Source organism: Streptomyces sp. NPDC126499, assembly GCF_040302485.1.
Classification (GTDB): Bacteria; Actinomycetota; Actinomycetes; order Streptomycetales; family Streptomycetaceae; genus Streptomyces.
Map to the genome: position 1 here is coordinate 33,805 of NZ_JBEOUO010000002.1, position 19,623 is coordinate 53,427.

Annotated in this window: 24 protein-coding genes and 1 riboswitch; of the genes, 12 read left to right on the plus strand and 12 right to left on the minus strand. The window is 72.4% G+C overall.

Annotation, left to right across the window (positions count from 1 at the left end; all coding sequences use genetic code 11):
• Entirely contained in the window at positions 1–477 is a 477-nt protein-coding gene (locus ABTZ91_RS02875) for a VOC family protein (RefSeq protein WP_352075323.1), read from the minus strand.
• A gap of 252 nt (positions 478–729) precedes the next feature.
• Here ABTZ91_RS02875 and ABTZ91_RS02880 point away from each other — a divergent pair, with 252 nt between their 5' ends.
• Positions 730–1,161, plus strand: a complete 432-nt coding sequence (locus tag ABTZ91_RS02880; protein ID WP_352075324.1) for an ATP-binding protein — start codon at positions 730–732, stop codon at positions 1,159–1,161.
• A 2-nt stretch (positions 1,162–1,163) separates the two neighbouring features.
• On the opposite strand, the gene ABTZ91_RS02885 is transcribed toward ABTZ91_RS02880, so the two are convergent.
• The 3 genes from ABTZ91_RS02885 to ABTZ91_RS02895 all read right to left on the minus strand — a co-directional run bounded on the left by ABTZ91_RS02885 (position 1,164) and on the right by ABTZ91_RS02895 (position 3,100).
• Positions 1,164–1,640, minus strand: a complete 477-nt coding sequence (locus ABTZ91_RS02885; protein WP_352075325.1) for a C40 family peptidase — start codon at positions 1,638–1,640, stop codon at positions 1,164–1,166.
• A 3-nt stretch (positions 1,641–1,643) separates the two neighbouring features.
• A riboswitch (cyclic di-AMP (ydaO/yuaA leader) is annotated at positions 1,644–1,843 on the minus strand.
• A gap of 314 nt (positions 1,844–2,157) precedes the next feature.
• Positions 2,158–2,463: a hypothetical protein gene (locus ABTZ91_RS02890; protein WP_352075326.1), complete on the minus strand. Its 306-nt coding sequence runs from the start codon at positions 2,461–2,463 to the stop codon at positions 2,158–2,160.
• Between the two features lie 7 nt (positions 2,464–2,470).
• Positions 2,471–3,100, minus strand: a complete 630-nt coding sequence (locus tag ABTZ91_RS02895) for an ATP-dependent Clp protease proteolytic subunit (protein WP_352075327.1) — start codon at positions 3,098–3,100, stop codon at positions 2,471–2,473.
• 56 nt (positions 3,101–3,156) lie between these two features.
• Between ABTZ91_RS02895 and ABTZ91_RS02900 the strand changes: the two genes are divergently transcribed.
• The 7 genes from ABTZ91_RS02900 (at position 3,157) to ABTZ91_RS02930 (ending at position 8,420) form a co-directional block, all read left to right on the plus strand.
• Positions 3,157–3,441 carry a type II toxin-antitoxin system Phd/YefM family antitoxin gene (locus ABTZ91_RS02900; protein ID WP_352075328.1) on the plus strand — a complete coding sequence of 95 codons (285 nt, stop codon included), beginning with the start codon at positions 3,157–3,159 and terminating at the stop codon, positions 3,439–3,441.
• Between the two features lie 227 nt (positions 3,442–3,668).
• The gene (locus ABTZ91_RS02905; protein WP_352075329.1) at positions 3,669–3,971 is read left to right on the plus strand and encodes an urease subunit gamma; all 303 of its coding nucleotides are present in this window, start codon (positions 3,669–3,671) and stop codon (positions 3,969–3,971) included.
• A 16-nt stretch (positions 3,972–3,987) separates the two neighbouring features.
• Positions 3,988–4,329 carry an urease subunit beta gene (locus ABTZ91_RS02910; RefSeq protein WP_352075330.1) on the plus strand — a complete coding sequence of 114 codons (342 nt, stop codon included), beginning with the start codon at positions 3,988–3,990 and terminating at the stop codon, positions 4,327–4,329.
• On the plus strand, positions 4,322–6,043 hold the full coding sequence (locus ABTZ91_RS02915) for an urease subunit alpha (RefSeq protein WP_352075331.1): 1,722 nt from the start codon (positions 4,322–4,324) through the stop codon (positions 6,041–6,043). Before ABTZ91_RS02910 ends, ABTZ91_RS02915 begins: the two co-directional genes overlap by 8 nt.
• A gap of 21 nt (positions 6,044–6,064) precedes the next feature.
• Complete coding sequence (locus ABTZ91_RS02920) at positions 6,065–6,739, plus strand: urease accessory UreF family protein (protein ID WP_352075332.1); 675 nt, start codon at positions 6,065–6,067, stop codon at positions 6,737–6,739.
• 212 nt (positions 6,740–6,951) lie between these two features.
• Complete coding sequence (ureG, locus tag ABTZ91_RS02925; protein WP_352075333.1) at positions 6,952–7,635, plus strand: urease accessory protein UreG; 684 nt, start codon at positions 6,952–6,954, stop codon at positions 7,633–7,635.
• Entirely contained in the window at positions 7,632–8,420 is a 789-nt protein-coding gene (locus tag ABTZ91_RS02930) for an urease accessory protein UreD (RefSeq protein ID WP_352075334.1), read from the plus strand. The genes ureG and ABTZ91_RS02930 overlap by 4 nt, the downstream gene beginning before the upstream one ends.
• 169 nt (positions 8,421–8,589) lie before the next feature.
• On the opposite strand, the gene ABTZ91_RS02940 is transcribed toward ABTZ91_RS02930, so the two are convergent.
• Together ABTZ91_RS02940 and ABTZ91_RS02945 are read right to left on the minus strand one after the other, a co-directional pair.
• Positions 8,590–9,621, minus strand: a complete 1,032-nt coding sequence (locus ABTZ91_RS02940; RefSeq protein ID WP_352075335.1) for an NAD-dependent epimerase/dehydratase family protein — start codon at positions 9,619–9,621, stop codon at positions 8,590–8,592.
• Between the two features lie 64 nt (positions 9,622–9,685).
• Positions 9,686–10,399, minus strand: coding sequence for a lysophospholipid acyltransferase family protein (locus ABTZ91_RS02945; RefSeq protein WP_352075336.1), 714 nt, complete (start codon positions 10,397–10,399; stop codon positions 9,686–9,688).
• Between the two features lie 93 nt (positions 10,400–10,492).
• On the opposite strand from ABTZ91_RS02945, the gene ABTZ91_RS02950 reads away from it, so the two are divergent.
• Positions 10,493–11,467, plus strand: a complete 975-nt coding sequence (locus tag ABTZ91_RS02950) for a DUF3048 domain-containing protein (RefSeq protein WP_352075337.1) — start codon at positions 10,493–10,495, stop codon at positions 11,465–11,467.
• A gap of 125 nt (positions 11,468–11,592) precedes the next feature.
• Positions 11,593–12,123: a GNAT family protein gene (locus tag ABTZ91_RS02955; protein ID WP_352075338.1), complete on the plus strand. Its 531-nt coding sequence runs from the start codon at positions 11,593–11,595 to the stop codon at positions 12,121–12,123.
• Positions 12,124–12,185: 62 nt separating this feature from the next.
• On the opposite strand, the gene ABTZ91_RS02960 is transcribed toward ABTZ91_RS02955, so the two are convergent.
• From ABTZ91_RS02960 to ABTZ91_RS02980, 5 genes are all read right to left on the minus strand, one after another.
• Entirely contained in the window at positions 12,186–12,371 is a 186-nt protein-coding gene (locus ABTZ91_RS02960; protein WP_352075691.1) for a hypothetical protein, read from the minus strand.
• Between the two features lie 120 nt (positions 12,372–12,491).
• Positions 12,492–13,445, minus strand: a complete 954-nt coding sequence (locus tag ABTZ91_RS02965; RefSeq protein ID WP_352075339.1) for a cytochrome c oxidase assembly protein — start codon at positions 13,443–13,445, stop codon at positions 12,492–12,494.
• A 105-nt stretch (positions 13,446–13,550) separates the two neighbouring features.
• On the minus strand, positions 13,551–14,579 hold the full coding sequence (locus ABTZ91_RS02970) for a 6-phosphofructokinase (protein WP_352075340.1): 1,029 nt from the start codon (positions 14,577–14,579) through the stop codon (positions 13,551–13,553).
• A gap of 199 nt (positions 14,580–14,778) precedes the next feature.
• Positions 14,779–15,507 carry a glutamine amidotransferase gene (locus ABTZ91_RS02975; RefSeq protein WP_352075341.1) on the minus strand — a complete coding sequence of 243 codons (729 nt, stop codon included), beginning with the start codon at positions 15,505–15,507 and terminating at the stop codon, positions 14,779–14,781.
• Between the two features lie 31 nt (positions 15,508–15,538).
• Positions 15,539–16,780, minus strand: a complete 1,242-nt coding sequence (locus ABTZ91_RS02980) for a MurT ligase domain-containing protein (protein WP_352075342.1) — start codon at positions 16,778–16,780, stop codon at positions 15,539–15,541.
• 114 nt (positions 16,781–16,894) lie between these two features.
• Here ABTZ91_RS02980 and def point away from each other — a divergent pair, with 114 nt between their 5' ends.
• On the plus strand, positions 16,895–17,455 hold the full coding sequence (def, locus tag ABTZ91_RS02985; protein WP_352075343.1) for a peptide deformylase: 561 nt from the start codon (positions 16,895–16,897) through the stop codon (positions 17,453–17,455).
• 84 nt (positions 17,456–17,539) lie between these two features.
• Here def and ABTZ91_RS02990 read toward each other — a convergent pair whose 3' ends face one another.
• Positions 17,540–18,190 (minus strand): TetR family transcriptional regulator, encoded by a 651-nt coding sequence (locus ABTZ91_RS02990; RefSeq protein WP_352075344.1) that lies wholly within the window; start codon positions 18,188–18,190, stop codon positions 17,540–17,542.
• 197 nt (positions 18,191–18,387) lie between these two features.
• Between ABTZ91_RS02990 and ABTZ91_RS02995 the strand changes: the two genes are divergently transcribed.
• Positions 18,388–19,611 (plus strand): acyl-CoA dehydrogenase family protein, encoded by a 1,224-nt coding sequence (locus tag ABTZ91_RS02995; RefSeq protein WP_352075345.1) that lies wholly within the window; start codon positions 18,388–18,390, stop codon positions 19,609–19,611.
• Positions 19,612–19,623: the final 12 nt, after the last annotated feature.

Here is a 19,623-nt window from a genome sequence, read left to right on the forward strand (position 1 = left end):
TCACCCTCCTGGCGTGGTGGTCGAGGGGGACGGGTTTGTACGCGGCTGCCCCGCCGGATCAGGGTGAAACGCGCCGTTCGGTGCCTGTGCGGGGGCCAGGACGAAGGCGTGGCCGGCCGGGTCCGTGTAGCGACGCACGTCGGTGCGCCGGTCGAGGCGGGCGCCGTTGCGTTCGGCGGCGACCGGGCGGGCGCCCAGGGAGATCGCTTCCCGCTCGGCCTCGTCGAGTGCGTCGGGGGCGACGAGGATCCGCAGGTGGGCCTGCTGGGAGTCCTCCGGGCGCGGCCAGCTCGGCGGTGCCTGGCCGGGGTCGCGGCGGATGCCGAGGGCGGGACCGGTGGGGGACTGGAGCAGGAGCAGGTCGGGGTCGCCGTCGGCCGGTTCGACGGTGGCGCCGAGCAGGGTGGCGTAGAAGCGGGCGAGGGGTTCGGGATCGCTGCTGTCGAGGACGAGGACGGTCGTCTTGGGAACGGTCATACGGTTCGTGTGCCCGCTCAACGTCCGTACAGGCGTGGCCGGTCGGCCCCGCGCCCGATCCGCCCGGCCTGCACGCCCGCCCGGTCCGCCACCGGTCCGCCGCCGATCCGCTCGCCCGTCGGACGGTTCACTGCTTCGGGCGACAGATATCCGTATATCGCGGTGGATCGCCCCCCGGGGCGGCACGATCGGTGGCACTCTGACGCGAAGAGCGAGCCGGGCGGGGCCCGGTGGGAAAGGGACAGCGTCGCCATGGCAGACCATCAGGAAGCAACCGTCACGCTGCCGAGCGATCCCGCCTCGGTCGCTGCCGCCCGGCGGTACGTCGCCGAGGTCCTCTCCTCCTGGGGTCTCGGCGACGGCACCGACATCGCGGACACGGTCCGGCTGGTCGTCTCGGAGCTGGCGACCAACGCCGTGCAGCACACCTTCGGGCAGTCGCCCACCTTCACGGTCGACGTCCGTCTGGAGCGGGACGAGCTGCTGCGCATCGGGGTCACCGACAGCCATCCGCGGTGGCCCCAGCGCCTCCCGGCGGCGGTCCAGCAGGACAACGGCCGGGGCATGGTCATCATCCGTTACCTGGCCGCCGAGGCGGGCGGCCGGCTGTCGGTGACGCCGACGGCCGAGGGCGGGAAGACCGTCTGGATCGACCTGCCCTGGCCGGCGGCGGTTCCCGGCTGACGTCAGCGGACCCGGCCGTAGAGGACCTTCGACGTCCAGATCCGGTCGAGCTTCACCCACGAGCCCTGCTTCGGCGAGTGCCAGATCTTGTTGTTCCCCGCGTAGATGCCGACGTGGTACACCCTTCCACCGGAATGGAAGAAGACGAGGTCCCCCTTCTGCCGGCTCGACGCGGAGATGTGCCGGGTCTTGTTGTACTGCTGCTGCGCGGTGCGGGGCAGCGTCTTGCCCGCCTTCTTGTACGAGTAGAGCGTGAGGCCCGAGCAGTCGAAACGGGTGGGGCCGGCCGCACCGTACTTGTAGGGCGATCCCTTCTTCGAGGCCGCGACGTTCAACGCCTTGCCGGCGTACGAGGTGGCGGCCTGGGCCTCGGGTGCCGCTCCTGGGGCGAGCAGCGTGCCGCCGACGGCGGCGAGGGTGAGAGCCGAGACGGCTCCGGCCCGGGACAGCAGGGACGGGACATGAATCTGCGCAGTCATGCGCAACCCTTCGTCAGCCGCCTGTGAAGGATGACCTGTCGGGTTCGGGCAGGCGAAGATGCCCGGCCGCGGCTGCGGCTTCACCCCGAGGAACGTCCCCCACTGCGCGAGACGTCCCGTGTTGCTCGGGTCCTCCACTCCTGCCGATCCACTCCTGTCGACCAGACGTCCGGGACGGCGGCAGGACTCGGCGTCCGCCCGGACCGCCCCGCCTCGGGTGGCGGGGGCTTGTCGTCGACAGGGATCTTGACTCACACACTGGCCCGAATCCGAGCTGAAACGGCGATTTGTGAGGCTCCTCACGACTGATCCATACGGGTGGACAGTCGGGATTCGGGACCCTCGATGTTTGGCCGACGGGCCCTTCACCAGGGGTGGAACGCCCGATTCCGCCAGATGCGTACACCCGTTGCGCAACTCACCTGAGTTTTATGTCGATACATCGACTACGCCGAACGAGGGAGGGATTCTGCGGTCCGCGTGCCCCGAGTGGACCTCGACACGACACGCCCCGATGTCAACTCACCTGGTCCCCGGGGACGGTGACGCGCCCGGAACGCCGCTCGCCGTCGAGCGTCCGCAGCGCCCGCGCCAGCGTGTCGGCGTGCACCTCGCTCTCACCCCGCATGTGCATGAGCGTCAGCGCGTCACGCAGCGCCGTCGCACGGCCGACCAGCGCCTGCGCCGCGCGGAGCGCCCCATAGGTATGCGAGGTCCTGGATGGATTGATCCGGCCCAGCAGGTCGACGACTTCGAGGTACGCGTCGACGAACTCGCCCTCGGCGCGGGTCAGCGCGGGCAGCGGCGGCAGCTCCGGAAGCACGTCGGCCTCACTCCTTCCCGGCGCCGGCGGTCCCGCGGCGGCTCTCGACGACGTGGTCCACCAGGCCGTACGCCACCGCGCCCGCCGCGTCGAGCACGGTGGTCCGGTCGATGTCGGCGTCGACGCGCTCGTGGTCCTTGCCGGTGTGCTCCGCGAGCAGTCCGGCGACCAGGGCGCGCTGCCGCAGCAATTCCCGTGCCTGGATGTCGAGATCGCTGGGCTGTCCCCGCAACGGCTCGTCCAGCGTGGGCTGCTGGAGGACGATCCGGGCCCCCGGCAGGGTGAGCCGCCGGCCGGGCGTGCCGGCGGCGAGCAGCACCGCGGCGGGCCCCACGGCCTGGCCGAGGCAGATGGTCTCCACCTCGCAGGAGACCGTGCGGATCGTGTCGTACACCGAGGTCATGGCGCTGATCGAGCCGCCGGGGGAATTCACGTAGAGGCTGATGACGCTCTCGGGGGCGGCGTGGTCGAGGTACAGGAACTGCGCGATCGCGTCGTTGGCCGCGGTCTCGTCGATCGCCGTGCCGAGGAAGACGATCCGCTCTTCGAGCAGCTTCGAGTACGGGTCGAGGGTGCGGGTGCCGAGGCTGGTGCGCTCGGTGAACTCCGGAAGGACATATCGCATGGTGCTCCGCATGACGCTCCTCCTTCTGTAAAAAATGTACAGGATGTACAGCCCGTAAGATGAGGAGCATGGCCTATGAGATTCCGGTGACGCAAGCGCGCGCAGAGCTCGCGGATCTGATCAACCGCGTCGTCTACGGCAATGAGCGCGTGGTCGTCACCCGGCACGGAAAGCCGCTGGTCGCCCTGGTCTCCGCCGCTGACCTGGAACGACTCGAGGCGGCCGAGGAGCAAGCCGAGGAGCAGGTGATCAGCTCGGTCTCCGCCGTCCGCGGCGCCGCGTCCGCTCCGGGTGAACAGCGCCGCTTCGGCATCGCGGCCCACCACCGCGACCCCGGCGCCCCGAGCGCGTAGCGGAAACCGGGCCCCGGCACGTCGTACGGAGGGTGCCGGGCCGGCGGCGTCCGCGGGCTCATGTCCATGCGGACGCAAAGCCCCAGTTAACGAGCCGGAAAAACTTCCGCCCTAACGTGCAATGTCTGGCTCGGCGGCCCCTCCGCGCGACGCGACGAGGCGTTGAAGATCGCTAAGGTCCGCTGCTGTCGGGACTGATTCCCGGTGGACGACAGTGAGGTGGAAGCGTGCAACTCAGCCCCCATGAGCGGGAACGCCTGCTCATCCATGTCGCGGCGGACGTCGCCGAGAAGCGCAGGGCACGCGGAGTGCGGCTGAACCACCCCGAGGCCGTCGCCCTGATCACCTCGCACGTCCTGGAAGGCGCCCGGGACGGCCGTACCGTCGCCGAACTCATGGCCTCCGGCCGCAAGGTGCTCAGCCGCGACGAGGTCATGGACGGCATCCCGGAGATGATCCACGACGTCCAGGTCGAGGCGACCTTCCCCGACGGGACCAAGCTCGTCACCGTCCATGACCCGATCGTGTGAAGGCGGGCCGGCAGCCGTGATTCCCGGAGAGATCCTTTACGGTGACGGGCCCGTCGTCCTCAACGAGGGCCGCCCCGTCTCCCGCCTCACCGTCCTCAACGCCGCCGACCGGCCCGTCCAGGTCGGCTCCCACTACCACTTCGCCGAGGCCAACCCCGGCCTGGAATTCGACCGCTCCGCCGCGCGCGGCCTGCGCCTCGGCATCGCCGCCGGGACCGCCGTCCGCTTCGAGCCCGGCATCCCCGTCGAGGTCGAGCTCGTGCCGATCGCCGGCCGCCGGATCGTGCCCGGCCTGCGCGGCGAGACCGCCGGACCCCTGGACACCGTCACGGAGCCGAACGGAGGCGACCGTGCCTGAGCTGCACCGCGCCGTCTACGCCGACCTGTTCGGCCCCACCACCGGCGACCGCGTCCGGCTCGCCGACACCGATCTGCTGGTCGAGATCGAGGAGGACCGCTCCGGCGGCCCCGGCCGCGCGGGCGAGGAGGCCGTGTTCGGCGGCGGCAAGGTCATCCGCGAGTCCATGGGGCAGTCCCGCACCACCCGCGCCGAAGGCGCCCCGGACACCGTGATCACCGGAGCGGTGGTCATCGACCACTGGGGCATCGTCAAGTCCGACATCGGCATCCGCGACGGCCGGATCACCGCCCTCGGCAAGGCCGGCAACCCCGACACCATGGACGGCGTCCACCCCGAGCTCGTCATCGGCCCCGAGACCGAGGTCATCGTCGGCAACGGCCGGATCCTGACCGCCGGAGCCGTCGACACCCACATCCACTTCATCTCGCCGACCGTCGTGGAACAGGCCCTCGCCACCGGCGTCACCACCCTGGTCGGCGGCGGCACCGGCCCGGCGGAGGGCACCAAGGCCACCACCGTCACCCCCGGCCCCTGGCACATGGCCCGGATGTTCGAGGCCCTGGACACCTTCCCGGTCAACATCGGTCTGCTCGGGAAGGGCAACACCATGTCCCGGGAGGCCATGCACTCCCAACTCCGCGGCGGGGCCCTCGGATTCAAGATCCACGAGGACTGGGGCGCCACCCCCGCCGTCATCGACACCTGCCTGAACGTCTGCGAGGAGACCGGCGCCCAGCTCGCCATCCACACCGACACGCTGAACGAGGCCGGCTTCGTCGGCGACACCCTCGCCGCCATCGCCGGGCGCACCATTCACGCGTACCACACCGAGGGCGCGGGCGGCGGGCACGCGCCCGACATCATCACCGTCGTCTCCGAGCCGCACGTCCTGCCCAGCTCGACCAACCCCACCCGGCCGCACACCGTCAACACCATCGAGGAACACCTCGACATGCTGATGGTCTGCCACCACCTCAACCCGGCCGTCCCCGAGGACCTCGCCTTCGCCGAGTCCCGCATTCGGCCCTCCACGATCGCCGCCGAGGACATCCTGCACGACCTCGGCGCCATCTCGATCATCTCCTCCGACTCCCAGGCCATGGGGCGCGTCGGCGAGGTGATCATGCGGACCTGGCAGACCGCCCACGTCATGAAGAAGCGGCGCGGCGCCCTGCCCGGCGACGGGGCCGCCGACAACCACCGGGCCCGGCGCTACGTCGCCAAATACACCATCAACCCGGCCGTCGCCCAGGGCATGGACCACCTCGTCGGCTCCGTCGAGCCCGGCAAGCTCGCCGACCTGGTGCTGTGGGAGCCCGCCTTCTTCGGCGTCAAGCCCCTCCTCGTCCTCAAGGGCGGGCAGATCGCCTACGCGCAGATGGGCGACGCCAACGCCTCCATCCCCACCCCCCAACCCGTGCTGCCCCGGCCGATGTTCGGCGCCCTCGGCCGTGCCGCCGCGGCCGGCTCCGTCAACTTCGTCGCCCGCGCGGCGATCGAGGACGACCTGCCCCGAAGGCTCGGCCTGCACAAGGAGTTCACCGCCATCGGCTCCACCCGGCGCGTCACCAAGGCCGACATGCGGGAGAACGACGCCCTGCCCCGGGTCGAGGTCGACGCCGACACCTTCTCGGTGACCATCGACGGTGAACCGGTCGAACCGGCACCGGCCGCCGAACTGCCCATGGCCCAGCGCTACTTCCTCTTCTGACCCGGAACCGGAAACCACCCGATGACACGCTCGGCCCTGCTCGTGCTCGCCGACGGACGCTTCCCCGCCGGCGCTCACGCCCACTCCGGCGGCGCCGAGGCGGCCGTCAAGGCGGGCCGCCTGGGGGACGCCGCCGACCTGGAGGCGTTCTGCCGCGGCCGCCTGCACACCACCGGCCTCACCACGGCCGCACTCGCCGCCGCCGCGGCCCTGGGTGCCGACCCGCACGCCCTCGACGAGGCCGCCGACGCCCGCACCCCGTCACCCGCCCTGCGGGCCGCCGCCCGCAGGCTCGGCCGCCAGATGATGCGGGCCGCCCGCGCCACCTGGCCGAGCCGCGAACTCGACCGGCTGGCCGCCGCGTTCCCGCGCGGCGCCCACCAGCCGGCCGTCCTCGGCACCGCCGCCCGGGCCGCCGGGCTCGGCCCCGAGGACGCCGCCCACTGCGTCGCGTACGAGACGGTCAGCGGTCCCGCGACCGCCGCTGTGCGCCTGCTCGGCCTCGACCCCTTCCGGGCCACCGCCGTCCTCGCCCGGCTCGCCCCGGCGATGGACGAGGTCGCCGCCCGGGCCGCCGAACGCGCCGCCGTCGCGCTCCGCGAGGGCCTCGACGCCCTGCCCGCCGCCTCCGCCCCGCTGCTCGACCTCACCGCCGAACAGCACGCGGCCTGGCCCGTCCGCCTTTTCGCCTCGTAGCGCTGCGCGGCCAGCGCAGCCCGCACGGCCCACACAGATCGCACAGCCCGCACGTCCTCCAAGCGAGCACGTCCCGCACAGCCCGCACGTCCCCAAGCCCTCCACGCCCGCACGGCGCACAGCCCGCACGTCCCCAAGCCCCCCACGCCCGCACAGCCCGCACGGCGCACAGCCCGCACGGCCCCCAAGCCCTCAGCCCGTAAGGAGCCCCCATGCACCTCGACCACGGTCACGACCACGGTCACGCCTCCGCCGTCTCCGCCGACGCCCACCGGCCCGACGGCCGGCGCCGCGCCCTGCGCATCGGCCTCGGCGGGCCCGTCGGCTCCGGCAAGACCGCCACCGTCGCCGCCCTCTGCCGCGAGCTGCGCGACACCCTTTCCCTCGCCGTCGTCACCAACGACATCTACACCCGCGAGGACGCCGAGTTCCTGCTCCGCGAGGCGGTCCTGCCGCCCGAGCGCATCCAGGCCGTCGAGACCGGCGCCTGCCCGCACACCGCGATCCGCGACGACATCTCCGCGAACCTCGAAGCCGTCGAGGAACTGGAGGAGGCGGTCGGCCCGCTCGACCTCGTCCTCGTCGAGTCCGGCGGCGACAACCTCACCGCCACCTTCTCCAAGGGCCTCGTCGACGCCCAGATCTTCGTCATCGACGTCGCCGGCGGCGACGACATCCCCCGCAAGGGCGGCCCCGGCGTCAGCACCGCCGACCTGCTCGTCGTGAACAAGACCGACCTCGCCCCCTACGTCGGCTCCGACCTGGAGCGCATGGCCCGCGACGCCAAGGAACAGCGGGGCGACCTGCCCGTCGCCTTCACCTCCCTGCGCTCGGAGGAGGGCGTGGCACCCGTCGCGGCATGGGTCCGGGCCCGCCTCGCGGACTGGACCGCATGAGCCCCATCGCCCGCGCCGACACCGCCCGCGCCCTCACCGCCGGCTCCCTCAGCGCCCGCGCCCGTATCGTCGCCGCCCCGGACGGTTCGCTCCCCGTCCTGGAGAGCGACGGGCCGCTCGCCCTGCGCCGCACCCGCGGTCCCGGCCCGTACACCCGCGTCACCGTCGTCGGGGCGATGAGCGCCCCCCTCGGCGGCGACCGGCTCGCCCTCACGGCCGAGGTACGGGACGGGGCCCGGCTCCTGGTCGACTCCGCCGCCGCGACCGTCGCCCTGCCCGGCCGCGACGGCGCCCCCGCCACGTACGACATCACGCTCACCGTCGGCGCGGACGCCGAACTGCGCTGGCTGCCCGAGCAGCTGATCTCCGCCGCCGGCTCGGAGCTGCGGATGCGGACCACCGTCGAGCTCGCCGCCGGCGCACGACTTGTTCTCCGAGAGGAACAAATCCTCGGCCGCCATGGCGAGGAGCCCGGCAGCCTCCTCAGCCGGCTCACCGTGCGCCGCGCCGGACGCCCCCTGCTCGACCAGGAGCTCGCCCACGGCCCCGCCGCGCCGGCCGGCTGGGACGGCCCTGCCGTCTTCGCCGGCCATCGCGCCGTCGGCCAACTCCTCGTCGTGGGCCCCCGCTTCACGGACAAGCCGGCCGAGACCCGGCTGCTCGGCGAGCACGCCGTCCTCGCCCCGCTCGCCGGGCCCGCCGCCCTCGTCACCGCCGTCGCCCCCGACGCGCTCGCCCTGCGCCGCCTCCTCGACGAAGCCCGCCGCACGCTGGTCCCCGCCTGAGCGGAAGCGGTCGGCACACCGCTCAGCGGTACACCGGCACCGGTCATGGGTCGGTGAGGACCGGCGAAGCGCCTGCCGCCGGTGCTCGTCACCCAGGCCAAGTGCGACGCGGCGACCCCGCATTCCGGCGCCGTCGAACCGCACAAGCGGTGCAAGGGCTCGCGTCAGATCACCGCGAGGCCAGCCAGGCGTCCTCGGCGGCGTAGTCGAAGAAGTCCACCCCGTAGTTCGCCAGGCCGGGGAAGGCCTCCCGCCAGTCCCGCTCCGCCGCCCGCGCCGCCAGCCACTCCACCGTCGCCGGCAGCGACTCCTCGTACGTCACGACCGGCCGGTAGCCGAGCTCCCGCTCCGCCGCCGTCATGTCGTAGACGACCGGATGCGCCGCCGTCCACGGCGTCAGCCCCACCGTGCCCCGCGCGGCGCCCTCGATGAGGACCGTCTCGCTCTGCACCCCCATCACCGCGTCGATCGCCGCACCGATCTCCGCGACCGTCGGCGCGGCCGGATCACCGCCGTTGAGCACCCGGCTGCCCGGCTTCGCGGCCGCGAGACGGATCAGCTCGGCGAGGTTGTCCACGTGCACCGGGTGGAAGCGGGAGCGTCCGCCCTCCGCGAGGATCCGTACCGGCCGCCCGTCCAGCGCCCGCTTGACGAACCACAGCTCCCGGGGACCCGGACTGTACGGGCCGTGGACGGCCCCCGCCCGCAGCAAGGTCACCGGCAGACGGTCGCCGGCCGCCAGCAGCTCCTGCTCCAGGGCGACCTTGCGGGTGCTGTAACTGTCCTGCCCCGGCGGGACGGTCGTCAGGCCCTCCGGGATCGGCACCGGAAAGCGCGGAAAGCCGTCCGGCTCGTCCTGCGTGTCGAAGCTCCGCCCCCGGTCGTCCTGGTAGACCGCCCCGCTGGAGATCACCACCGCCGAACCGACCCGGTCCGCCAGCCCCGCCAACTGCCGCCCGTGCCCGGCGTCGTAGGCCACGATGTCCACCAGGACGTCCGTGCCCCCGCCGAGCGCCGCCGACAGCGCCCCGTCCGCCTCGCGGTCCACCGCCACCGACCGGACCCGCGCCGGCCACCGCTCGTCCCGGCCGCCCCGGCGCGAGGCGGCGGTCACCTCCCAGCCGTCCTCGACGAGCGCCCGCACGGCCGCCCGTCCCACTTGTCCCGTCGCTCCCAGCACGAACGCGCTTCCCTTGGTCATGACGGTGACGCTACGGGCACGGGGCCGCCCGGCCCAGGACCTTTCGCCGTGCGCGGATTCGCCCTCAGCGTCCGCGTCGCGGGAACTTCCGTGGCGTGGACGCCGATTCGGCCTCCTTCACCTTCGCCGCGTACTCGTCCACGTACTCCTGTCCGGACAGCGCCAGAATCTCGTACATGATCTCGTCGGTCACCGCGCGCACCACCGCCTTCTGCCCCTGCATCCCGGCGTAGCGGGAGAAGTCCAGCGGCTCGCCGAACCGGATGGTGACCCGCCGGATCCGCGGGACGACCCGGCCGGGCGGCTGGATCTCGAAGGTTCCCACCATCGCGCACGGGATCACCGGCACCCCGGCCGTCAGCGCCATCACCGCGACCCCCACCTTGCCCTTGTACAGGCGCCCGTCGTGCGACCGCGTGCCCTCCGGATAGATCCCGAGCAGCTCGCCCTTCGCGAGCACCCCGAGGCCCTCGCGGATCGCCGCCTGCCCCGCCTCCTTGCCGGAGCGGTCCACCGGGATCTGGCCCGCGCTGCGGAAGAAGGCCGCCGTCAGCCGGCCCTTCAGGCCGGGGCCGGTGAAGTACTCCTGCTTGGCGAGGAAGGTGATCCGCCGGCTCAGCACCGCCGGCATCAGGAAGTGGTCGGAGAAGGACAGATGATTTCCGGCGATGATCGCCGCGCCCTCCTCGGGGACGTGCTCCAGACCCTCCACCCGCGGCCGGAACAGCAGCCTGAGCAGCGGCCCGAGCAGCACGTACTTCAGCACCTGGTAGAACACCCAAAGCCCCCGTCTCGTCGCCCGAAAAGGCACGTGCAACCCCTTTGTAACCTCGGGCGGTCCCGTGGTCCACTGGTGGGGAGGAGCGGGACGATGACAGGCGCGCGCGGGCACAGACGTCCCGGCGCAGCCGCCACCGCCGTACTGTGCGTCGTGACGGCCGCCGGGCTGTACGGCTGCGCCGACGCGGGCCCGTCGACGCCGCGGCCGACCCCGACGCCCGCCCCTGCCGGCGTCTCGCCGCTCACCGGACTGCCCGCCCGAGCGGGCCCGGTCCTCGCCGTAAAGATCGACAACGTGCCGCCGGCCCGCCCTCACACCGGTCTCGCCGCCGCCGACCTCGTCTACGTCGAGCAGGTCGAGTCCGGACAGACCCGGCTCATGGCCCTCTACTCCTCCCGGCTGCCCGACCGGATCGGCCCGGTCCGCAGTGCCCGCGAGTCGGACATCGAGCTGCTGCGGCAGTTCGACCGCCCGGTCCTCGCCTACTCCGGCGCCCAGAGCGCCCTCGGCCCCCTGCTGCGGGCCGCGCCGCTCCACCTGGTCACCGAGGCGAACACCCCCGGCGCCTTCGTACGCGCCACGGACCGGGCCGCCCCGCACAACCTCTACCTGCGGCCCGACCGGGCACTCGCGGCCGCCCCCGAGGCGGGCCACGTCAAGGACGTCGGCTTCCGCTTCGGCCCCGCCCCGACGGACGGCACCCCGGTCAACAGCCGCACGGTGAGCTTCCCCGCCACCCGCTACACCTTCACCTGGACACCCGCCGAGCGGGCCTGGCGCGTGACCATGGACGGCCGGTCCGACGGCCCTCTGAAGCCGGCCACCGTCGTGATCCAGCACGTCACCGTGCGCCCCTCGCGGTTCCACGACTTCACGGGCGCCGTCTCCCCGTACACCGTCACCACCGGCTCCGGCACCGCCCAGGTCCTGCGCGACGGCCGCGTCCACGAGGCCCGCTGGAGCCGGCCGAACGCGGAGGCGGGCACCACCTACACCACCCCGTCGGGCGCGCCGCTGAACTTCGCGGCGGGGCAGGTCTGGGTGGTGCTCACCGGCGGCCGTTGACACGTGACGGCTCGGTGCGCGACCAAGGGCGGGCGTGGCCGAAAGCCCTCTTCCCGGCCGTTCCGGGTCGAGCGTGGTCGGGATATTCGCTGGTCGCCGCTTGCTGACGGGGTCATACTGCCGCGATGGATCCGGTGACTCTCGAGACCGACCGTCTGGTGCTGCGGGCCTTCACCGCCGGCGACGTGGACGCGGTGTACGAAGCGTGCCAGGACGAGGACATCCAGTTCTACACCCCCGTGCCGGTGCCGTACCGGCGTGCGGACGCGGAGAGGCTCGTCGGTGAGGAGCTGCCCGCTCGGTGGGCCGAGGACAGGGACTACGCCCTCGGCGCGTTCCGCAAGGACACCGGCGCCCTGGTCGGCTCGTACTGCCTGACCTTCATCAGCCGCGGCGTGTGGGAGCTCGGTTACTGGGCGGTCAAGGAGCAGCGTGGGCACGGGTACTCGGTGGAGGCCGCTCGGGCCCTGTGCGAGTGGGGCTGGGCCACGCTCGATGTGCACCGCATCGAGTGGTGGGCCATGGCCGGGAACACCGGCTCGCGTGCCGTCGCCGAGAAGCTCGGCTTCACCGTCGAAGGGACACTGCGCAGACGCGGCATCGCCAATGACGGCAAGCCGCACGACTGGTGGGTGGGCGGACTGCTGAGGCCCTGATGCTCGGGCCGGTGCCTCGCCGGCCGCCGAACCTCACGCCGGCGCGCCCATGGTCGGCACTCTCACGGCTGGGATTTCGGGCGGCCCGGGCGCACCGGCCGGGCGTGGGCCTCGCCGCTGTCCGCCGCCGCCATGCCGACGGTGGCCACGCCGAGCACGATCCAGGCGAACCAGAGCCAGCCGCTGCTGCCGAGCGCCACCGTGTAGGTGGTGATCAGCACCAGGGCGGCGAAGGTGATCACACTCATCGTCTTCGTGGGACCGGACATCATCGCTCCGCCCTCCTCGAAGCCATGGTGACCCCGGGACAGGGGCGTGCGCCACCCCTGGGACCGCGCGCCCGCGCGCCCGTGCCCCCGGGGCGCTCTCTACCGGCCGCCGCCCGTGCGCAGCGAGGCCAGATACGCGTTGTACGCCTCCAGCTCCTTGTCGCCGTCCCGGTCCGCGGCCCGGTCCTTGCGGACCGCCTGCCGCTGCTCGGAGTGGTACCACTGGTAGACCAGCGCGATCAGCACCAGCACGGAGGGGATCTCGCTGAACGCCCACGCGATGCCGCCCGCCGCGTGCTGGTCGGACAGCGCGTCGATGCCGAGCGAGGCCGGCGGCACCTCGTAGGCCCGCACCATCGGCTCGCTCGCCATCATCAGCGCGATGCCGAAGAAGGCGTGGAAGGGCATGCCCGCGAACAGCTCCAGCATCCGCATCACATAGCCCGGCCGGTGCGGCCCCGGGTCGACGCCCATGATCGGCCAGAAGAAGATCAGACCCACCATGAGGAAGTGCACCATCATCGCGATGTGGCCGGGCTTGGACTCCATCAGGAAGTCGAACAGCGGCGTGAAGTACAGCCCGTACAGGCTCGCGATGAACATGGGGATCGTGAAGGCCGGGTGCGTGACGATCCGCATGTACCGGCTGTGCAGCAGCTTGAGCAGCAGCTCGCGCGGCCCCGCCGAGCCCCGGCCGGCCACCGGCAGCGCCCGCAGCGCCAGCGTCACCGGCGCGCCGAGCAGCAGCAGGATCGGCGACAGCATGGAGATCACCATGTGCTGCACCATGTGCACGCTAAACATGACCATGCCGTAGTCGTTGAGCTTCGTGCACATCACCAGGGCGATCGACAGCACGCCCACCGTGAAGAACACCGTCCGGCTCACCGGCCAGGCGTCCCCGCGCCGCCGCAGCCGCGCCACGCCCCACCCGTACAGACCGAGCGCGGCCAGGCAGCCGACCAGGAAGAAGAGGTCGGGGGAGAACTCCAGGGCCCGCCCCAGCGTGAACGGCGGCAGATCCATGGTCATGCCGTGTCCGCTGTGATCCATCTGTCTACTCCTGGAGCCCGATTCGCGCTTGTTGTCCGCACCAGACTAGAACCGCCCCCGGCCGCGTCGGCGACCGGGGGCGGTTCACGCGTGCGGGCGCGCCGCTCAGAGCACGGTCTCCGCCTCGTCGTAGCGCTCGGCCGGCACCGTCTTCAGGCTCTCCACGGCCTTCGCGAGCGGGACCAGCTCGATGTCGGTGCCGCGCAGCGCCGTCAGCATGCCGAAGTCGCCGCGGTGCGCCGCCTCCACCGCGTGCCAGCCGAAGCGGGTCGCGAGGACGCGGTCGTACGCGGTCGGGGTGCCGCCGCGCTGCACATGGCCCAGGATCACCGGGCGGGCCTCCTTGCCGAGGCGCCGCTCCAGCTCGACGGAGAGCTGGTTGGCCACCCCGGTGAAGCGCTCGTGGCCGTAGATGTCCTTGCCGGCGGTCTTGAAGTCCATGGAGGAGCCCTCGCGGGGCTTCGCGCCCTCGGCGACCACGACGATCGCGAAGCGCTTGCCGTCCTCGAAGCGGGCACCGACCCGGGCGGTCAGCTCGTCGATGTCGAAGGGGCGCTCCGGCACCACGATGGCGTGCGCGCCGGCGGCCATGCCGGAGTGCAGCGCGATCCAGCCGGTGTGCCGGCCCATGACCTCGACGATCAGCACGCGCTGGTGGGACTCGGCGGTGGTCTTCAGCCGGTCCAGGGCCTCGGTCGCCACGGTGACGGCGGTGTCGAAGCCGAAGGTGACGTCGGTCGAGGCGATGTCGTTGTCGATGGTCTTCGGCACGCCGACGATCGGCAGACCGGCCTCGGAGAGCAGGTTCGCCGCCTTCAGGGTGCCCTCGCCGCCGATCGGGATGATCGCGTCGATGCCCAGGTCGGCGACGTGCCCCCGGGCCCGCTCGACGCCGTCGACCAGGTGCGCGGGCTGCACCCGGGAGGAGCCGAGGATGGTGCCGCCGCGGGCGAGGATGCCGTTCACCGCGTCCAGGTCGAGCCTGCGGTAGTCCGCCTCCAGCAGGCCCTTCCAGCCGTCGTGGAAGCCGATGACCTCGTCACCGTGGTCGACGACGGCGCGGTGCACGACGGAGCGGATGACGGCGTTCAGACCGGGGCAGTCTCCGCCGGAGGTGAGCACACCAATGCGCATAGCCCAAAAACCTTTGCAACGTGGGCCGACTCCCGGACCACGTCGTCCGGCTGGATCCCCGCCACCCTATCGGTGCCGGGTGGCGGGGCCGAACCGGATGTCCGCGAAGTGGACACCGTCTTTACTTACGCATCTGTTGTGCGTATACGCGCTCAGACGTGCGGCGCGACGGCCGGGCGTCCGGCGGTACGACGGGCCGTCAGGCGGGCTGCGTGGCCGCCGCGATGCGCTCGGCGCGCAGCGCCTCGTACCAGCGGTCGTCCGTCGGCGGCAGCGCGTTCACGTCGAGCGCCAGCTTCAGGAGCAGGTCCGCGATCTGCGGGTTGCGCGCCATGACCGGGCCGTGCATGTACGTGCCGAAGACGGTGTCGTTGTACGCGCCCTCCGTGCCGTCGCCGGTGCCGTTGCCGTTGCCGAAGACGGTCCGGGCGAAGGGGCGGGCGGTCGGGCCGAGGTGGGTGACGCCCTGGTGGTTCTCGAAACCGGTGAGCTGGGGCAGGCCCAGCTGCGGGTCGATGTCGCCGAGCACGTCGCCGACGCAGCGGGCGCCCTCGCCGCGGACCGTGGTCACGTCGAGCAGGCCGAGGCCGGCCTGGCGCTCGCCGACGTCGTTGACGAACTCGTGGCCGAGGATCTGGTAGCCGGCGCACACCGAGAAGATGATCGCGCCGTTGGCGGCGGCCCGGCTCAGGCCGCCGTCGCGGAGCAGCCGCTCGGCCGCCAGGCGCTGCGGGCGGTCCTCGCCGCCGCCGATCAGGTAGATGTCGCCGGAGGTCGGCACCGGCTGGTCGCTGCGCACGTCGACGCGCTCGACGCTGAGGCCGCGCTGGCGGGCACGGCGCTCGACGACGAGGACGTTGCCCTGGTCGCCGTAGGTGCTGAGCAGGTCCGGGTAGACCCAGACCAGACGCAGGCTGCTGTCAGTCATGCTGCGAGTCCTTTGCGAAGGTCGAGTCGGGTCAGTTGCCGACGCGGCGGCGGACGTCCTGGAAGGCGGTGTAGTTGGCGATCAGCTCGATCTGACCGGGCGGCGCCACCGTGACGGCCTCGTCGAGCGTGTCGCACACCCGGAAGTCCACGCCCGCGACCTCCAGGCGGACCGCGAGGTCCAGCTTCCGGTCGCCGATCACCATGATCGGGTGGCCGGCCAGCCGCCCGTAGTCCACGTCCCACAGCCAGGAGGTGTCCGTGCCGTCGGCGCCGCGGGCGTTGACGGAGAGGATCACCGGGGTCGGCGGCTGGTCGATCAGGGAAAACGTTTCGAGCCAGCCCGCCGGGTTCTTCGCGAGCAGCAGCCGCAGCTCACGGCCCTGGAAGGAGACCACGTCGTAGCGGCCGGCGACGGCCTGCACCTGGTACATGCGCTCCAGGGCGACCTGCGGCGGCACCCCGAAGACCGCGGCGACCGCGGCGGAGGTGGCGGCGTTGGCCTTGTTGGCGCGGCCGGGCAGCTGGAGGTGGATCGGCCAGGCCGAACCGTGCGGGTCGAGCACGTGGTCGCCGCTGAGCGCCCAGCTCGGCGCGGGGCGGCGGAAGCCGCACTCGCCGCAGAACCAGTCGTCGCCGGGGCGCTGGAGCACACCGCCGCAGGCCGGGCAGGACCAGGCGTCGTCCTTCCACTCCTGGCCGACGGCGACCCACACCACGTTGGGGGAGGAGGAGGCGGCCCACACGATCAGCGGGTCGTCGGCGTTGGCGATCACGACGGCCTTGGTGCCGTTGAGGCCCTCGCGCCACTTCTCGGCCAGCATCCGGGTCTCCGCGGCGCGGTCGAGCTGGTCGCGGGAGAGGTTGAGCAGCGCGATCGCCTTGGGCGTGGTGTCCCGGGCGACGCCCGCGAGGTACTTCTCGTCGACCTCGATGACGCCGTACCGGGCGTCCGATCCGCCGGCGAGGGCGGAGGTGATGCCGGCGGGCATGTTGGCGCCGAGCGCGTTCGACACGACCGGACCGCTGGCGCGCAGCGCCTCGGCGATCAGGCGGGTCGTGGTGGTCTTTCCGTTGGTCGCCGACACGAGCACGACGTCCAGATGCTGCGCGAGCCGCCCCAGCAGATCGGGGTCGAGCTTCAGCGCGACCCGGCCGCCGATCACCGATCCGCTGCCGCGTCCCGCTGCCCGCGACACCGCGGCGGCGGCCCTGCCCGCCGTCACGGCCAGCTTGGCGCGCGGCGTCAGCGGCTCCGAGTTGCTGCCTGACATCGTCCTTGTTCCTCCTTGCGTCGGTCCGGGCTCAGCCTATCGAGATCCGGCCAGCAGCCCGAACCACGGCACCGCGCCACGACCGGGCTGACCCCTGAACGTACCCTTGCGCCCATGCGAAACCGCCTGATCCCCGGCACTTCCGGCCACGTCCGAGCGATGACCCTGCTCGGCGCACCGGTGCTGCACACCCCCTGCGAGACCGTCACCGACTTCGGGCCGGAGCTCGCCCGGCTCGTCGAGGACATGTTCGCGACGATGTACGCGGCGAACGGCGTGGGTCTCGCCGCCAACCAGGTCGGGGTGGGGCTGCGGGTCTTCGTCTACGACTGCCCGGACGACGAGGACGTCCGACACCTGGGCCATGTGGTGAACCCGCGCCTGGTGGCGGCGGACGGGGACGTGTTCAGCGGCCCGGAGGGCTGTCTGTCGCTGCCGGGCCTGGAGGCCCCGACCCCCCGCTACGACCGCGCGGTCGTCGAGGGCGTCCGCGTGGACGGCACTCCGGTCCGGATCGAGGGCACCGGCTTCTTCGCCCGCTGCCTCCAGCACGAGTGCGACCACCTTCAGGGCGGCGTCTACGCGGACCACGTCACCGGCCGGGCCCGGCGCCGGCTGCTGCGGGCGATCGGGAAGGAGCCGTGGGGGAGCGGCGCGGGGGTGCTGGAGGGGTGAGCCGGGAGCGGCGCCCGCGGTGGCGGCCCGGAAGCCGCCGAGCGAGGCCCGAAACCCCGGGAGGCGAGGGAGGCGAAAAAGACGTCAGAATCCCGGGCCGTCCGCGCGGTCCTGGGCCTGGGCGAGGCGACCCCACAGGACGTCGGCCAGGGCGCGCACCAACTCCGTACGCGAGCAGGGGCGTTCGCCGAGCCACCAGTCGCCGGCGGCGTGCATCATGCCGACGATCCCGTGCCCCCAGATCCGCGCCTGCGCCTCGCCGTCCGGGCCGAGGTCGATGCGCTCGGCGATGACCTGGCCGAGCTCCTCGCCCATGCGGCGCAGCAGCGGGGCGGAGTGGCGGCCGACGTCGAAGCCCTGCTCGGACTGGTGGGACTCCTCGGCGGGGTGCATGAGGAAGCGGTAGACCTGCGGCATGGCCTCGATGGAGGCCAGATAGGTGTCGAGGGTGGCCTCGACGCGCTGCCGCCGGTCCGCGGGCGCGTCGAGCGCGGCCCGGAGTGCCGAGAGCAGGGCGTCGGTGTGCCGGGTGGCAAGGGCCCGGTAGAGGCCGCCCTTGTCGCCGAAGTGGCGGTAGAGGATCGGCTTGGTGATGCCCGCCTCGGCGGCGATCGCGTTCATGGAGGCCTTGGGGCCGTCGCGGAGCACCACGCGGTCCGCCGCCTCCAGCAGCTCGCGGCGCCTTTGGTCGGCCGGCTTCTGCTGGTCGGTGGTGGTCCGGTGTGTGGTGTCCATAAGCGTGTCTCCCCGCCCGTACGAATTCCTGAGGCTGGTCGCAACGTAACACCCGGGCGGCACCGCGTGCCGTCCGGCAGTCGCCCGGCAGTGGCCCGGCGGTCGTCCCGCAGGAAGCGCTCCGATGCTGGTTGACAGTCTCTACCCACCGGTAACAGACTGCTGTTACCGCAAGTAACATATCGCTGGGAGGGACCATGGCCGAGTTCACGCTCGAGCTCAACGACGACCAGAAGCAGGTGCGCGACTGGCTCCACGGCTTCGCCGCCGACGTGATGCGCCCCGCGGCCGCCGAGTGGGACGAGCGCGAGGAGACTCCCTGGCCGATCATCCAGGAAGCCGCCAAGCTCGGCATCTATTCCCTCGATTTCTACGCCCAGCAGTTCTTCGACCCCACGGGCCTCGGCATCCCGATGACCATGGAAGAGCTCTTCTGGGGCGACGCCGGCATCGCCCTGTCCATCGTCGGCACCGGCCTCGCCGCCGTCGGCGTCCTCGCCAACGGCACCGAGGAGCAGATCGGCACCTGGGTCCCGCAGATGTACGGCGACGCCGACGACGTCAAGGTCGCCGCCTTCTGCTCCTCCGAGCCCGACGCCGGCTCCGACGTCGCCTCCATGCGCACCCGCGCCGTCTACGACGAGGCCAAGGACGAGTGGGTGCTCAACGGCACCAAGACCTGGGCGACCAACGGCGGCATCGCCAACGTCCACGTCGTCGTCGCCGTCGTCGACCCCGAACTCGGCTCCAAGGGGCACGCCTCCTTCATCGTGCCGCCGAACACCCCCGGTCTCTCCCAGGGCCAGAAGTTCCAGAAGCACGGCATCCGCGCCTCCCACACCGCCGAGGTCGTCCTGGAGGACGTCCGCGTCCCCGGCCACTGCCTGCTCGGCGGCAAGGAGAAGCTCGACGAGCGCCTCGCCCGCGCCCGGGAGAAGGCGAAGAGCGGGGACAGGGTCAAGAACGCCGCCATGGCCACCTTCGAGGCGTCCCGGCCCGCCGTCGGCGCCATGGCCGTCGGCACCGCCCGCGCCGCCTACGAGGTCGCCCTCGACTACGCCAGGACCCGCGAGCAGTTCGGCCGCCCGATCATCGACAACCAGGGCGTCGCCTTCCAGCTCGCCGACATGCGCACCCAGATCGACGCCGCCCGCCTCCTCGTCTGGCGCGCCTCCTGGATGGCGACCGCCGGCAAGCCCTTCACCTCCGCCGAGGGCTCGATGTCCAAGCTGTACGCGAGCGAGGTCGCCAAGAAGGTCACCGCCCAGGCCATCCAGATCCTCGGCGGCAACGGCTACACCCGCGAATACCCCGTCGAGCGCATGCACCGCGACGCCGCCATCTACACGATCTTCGAGGGCACGAGCGAGATCCAGCGCCTGGTCATCGCCCGCACCCTCTCCGGCATGCCGATCCGCTGACGCACCACGGAC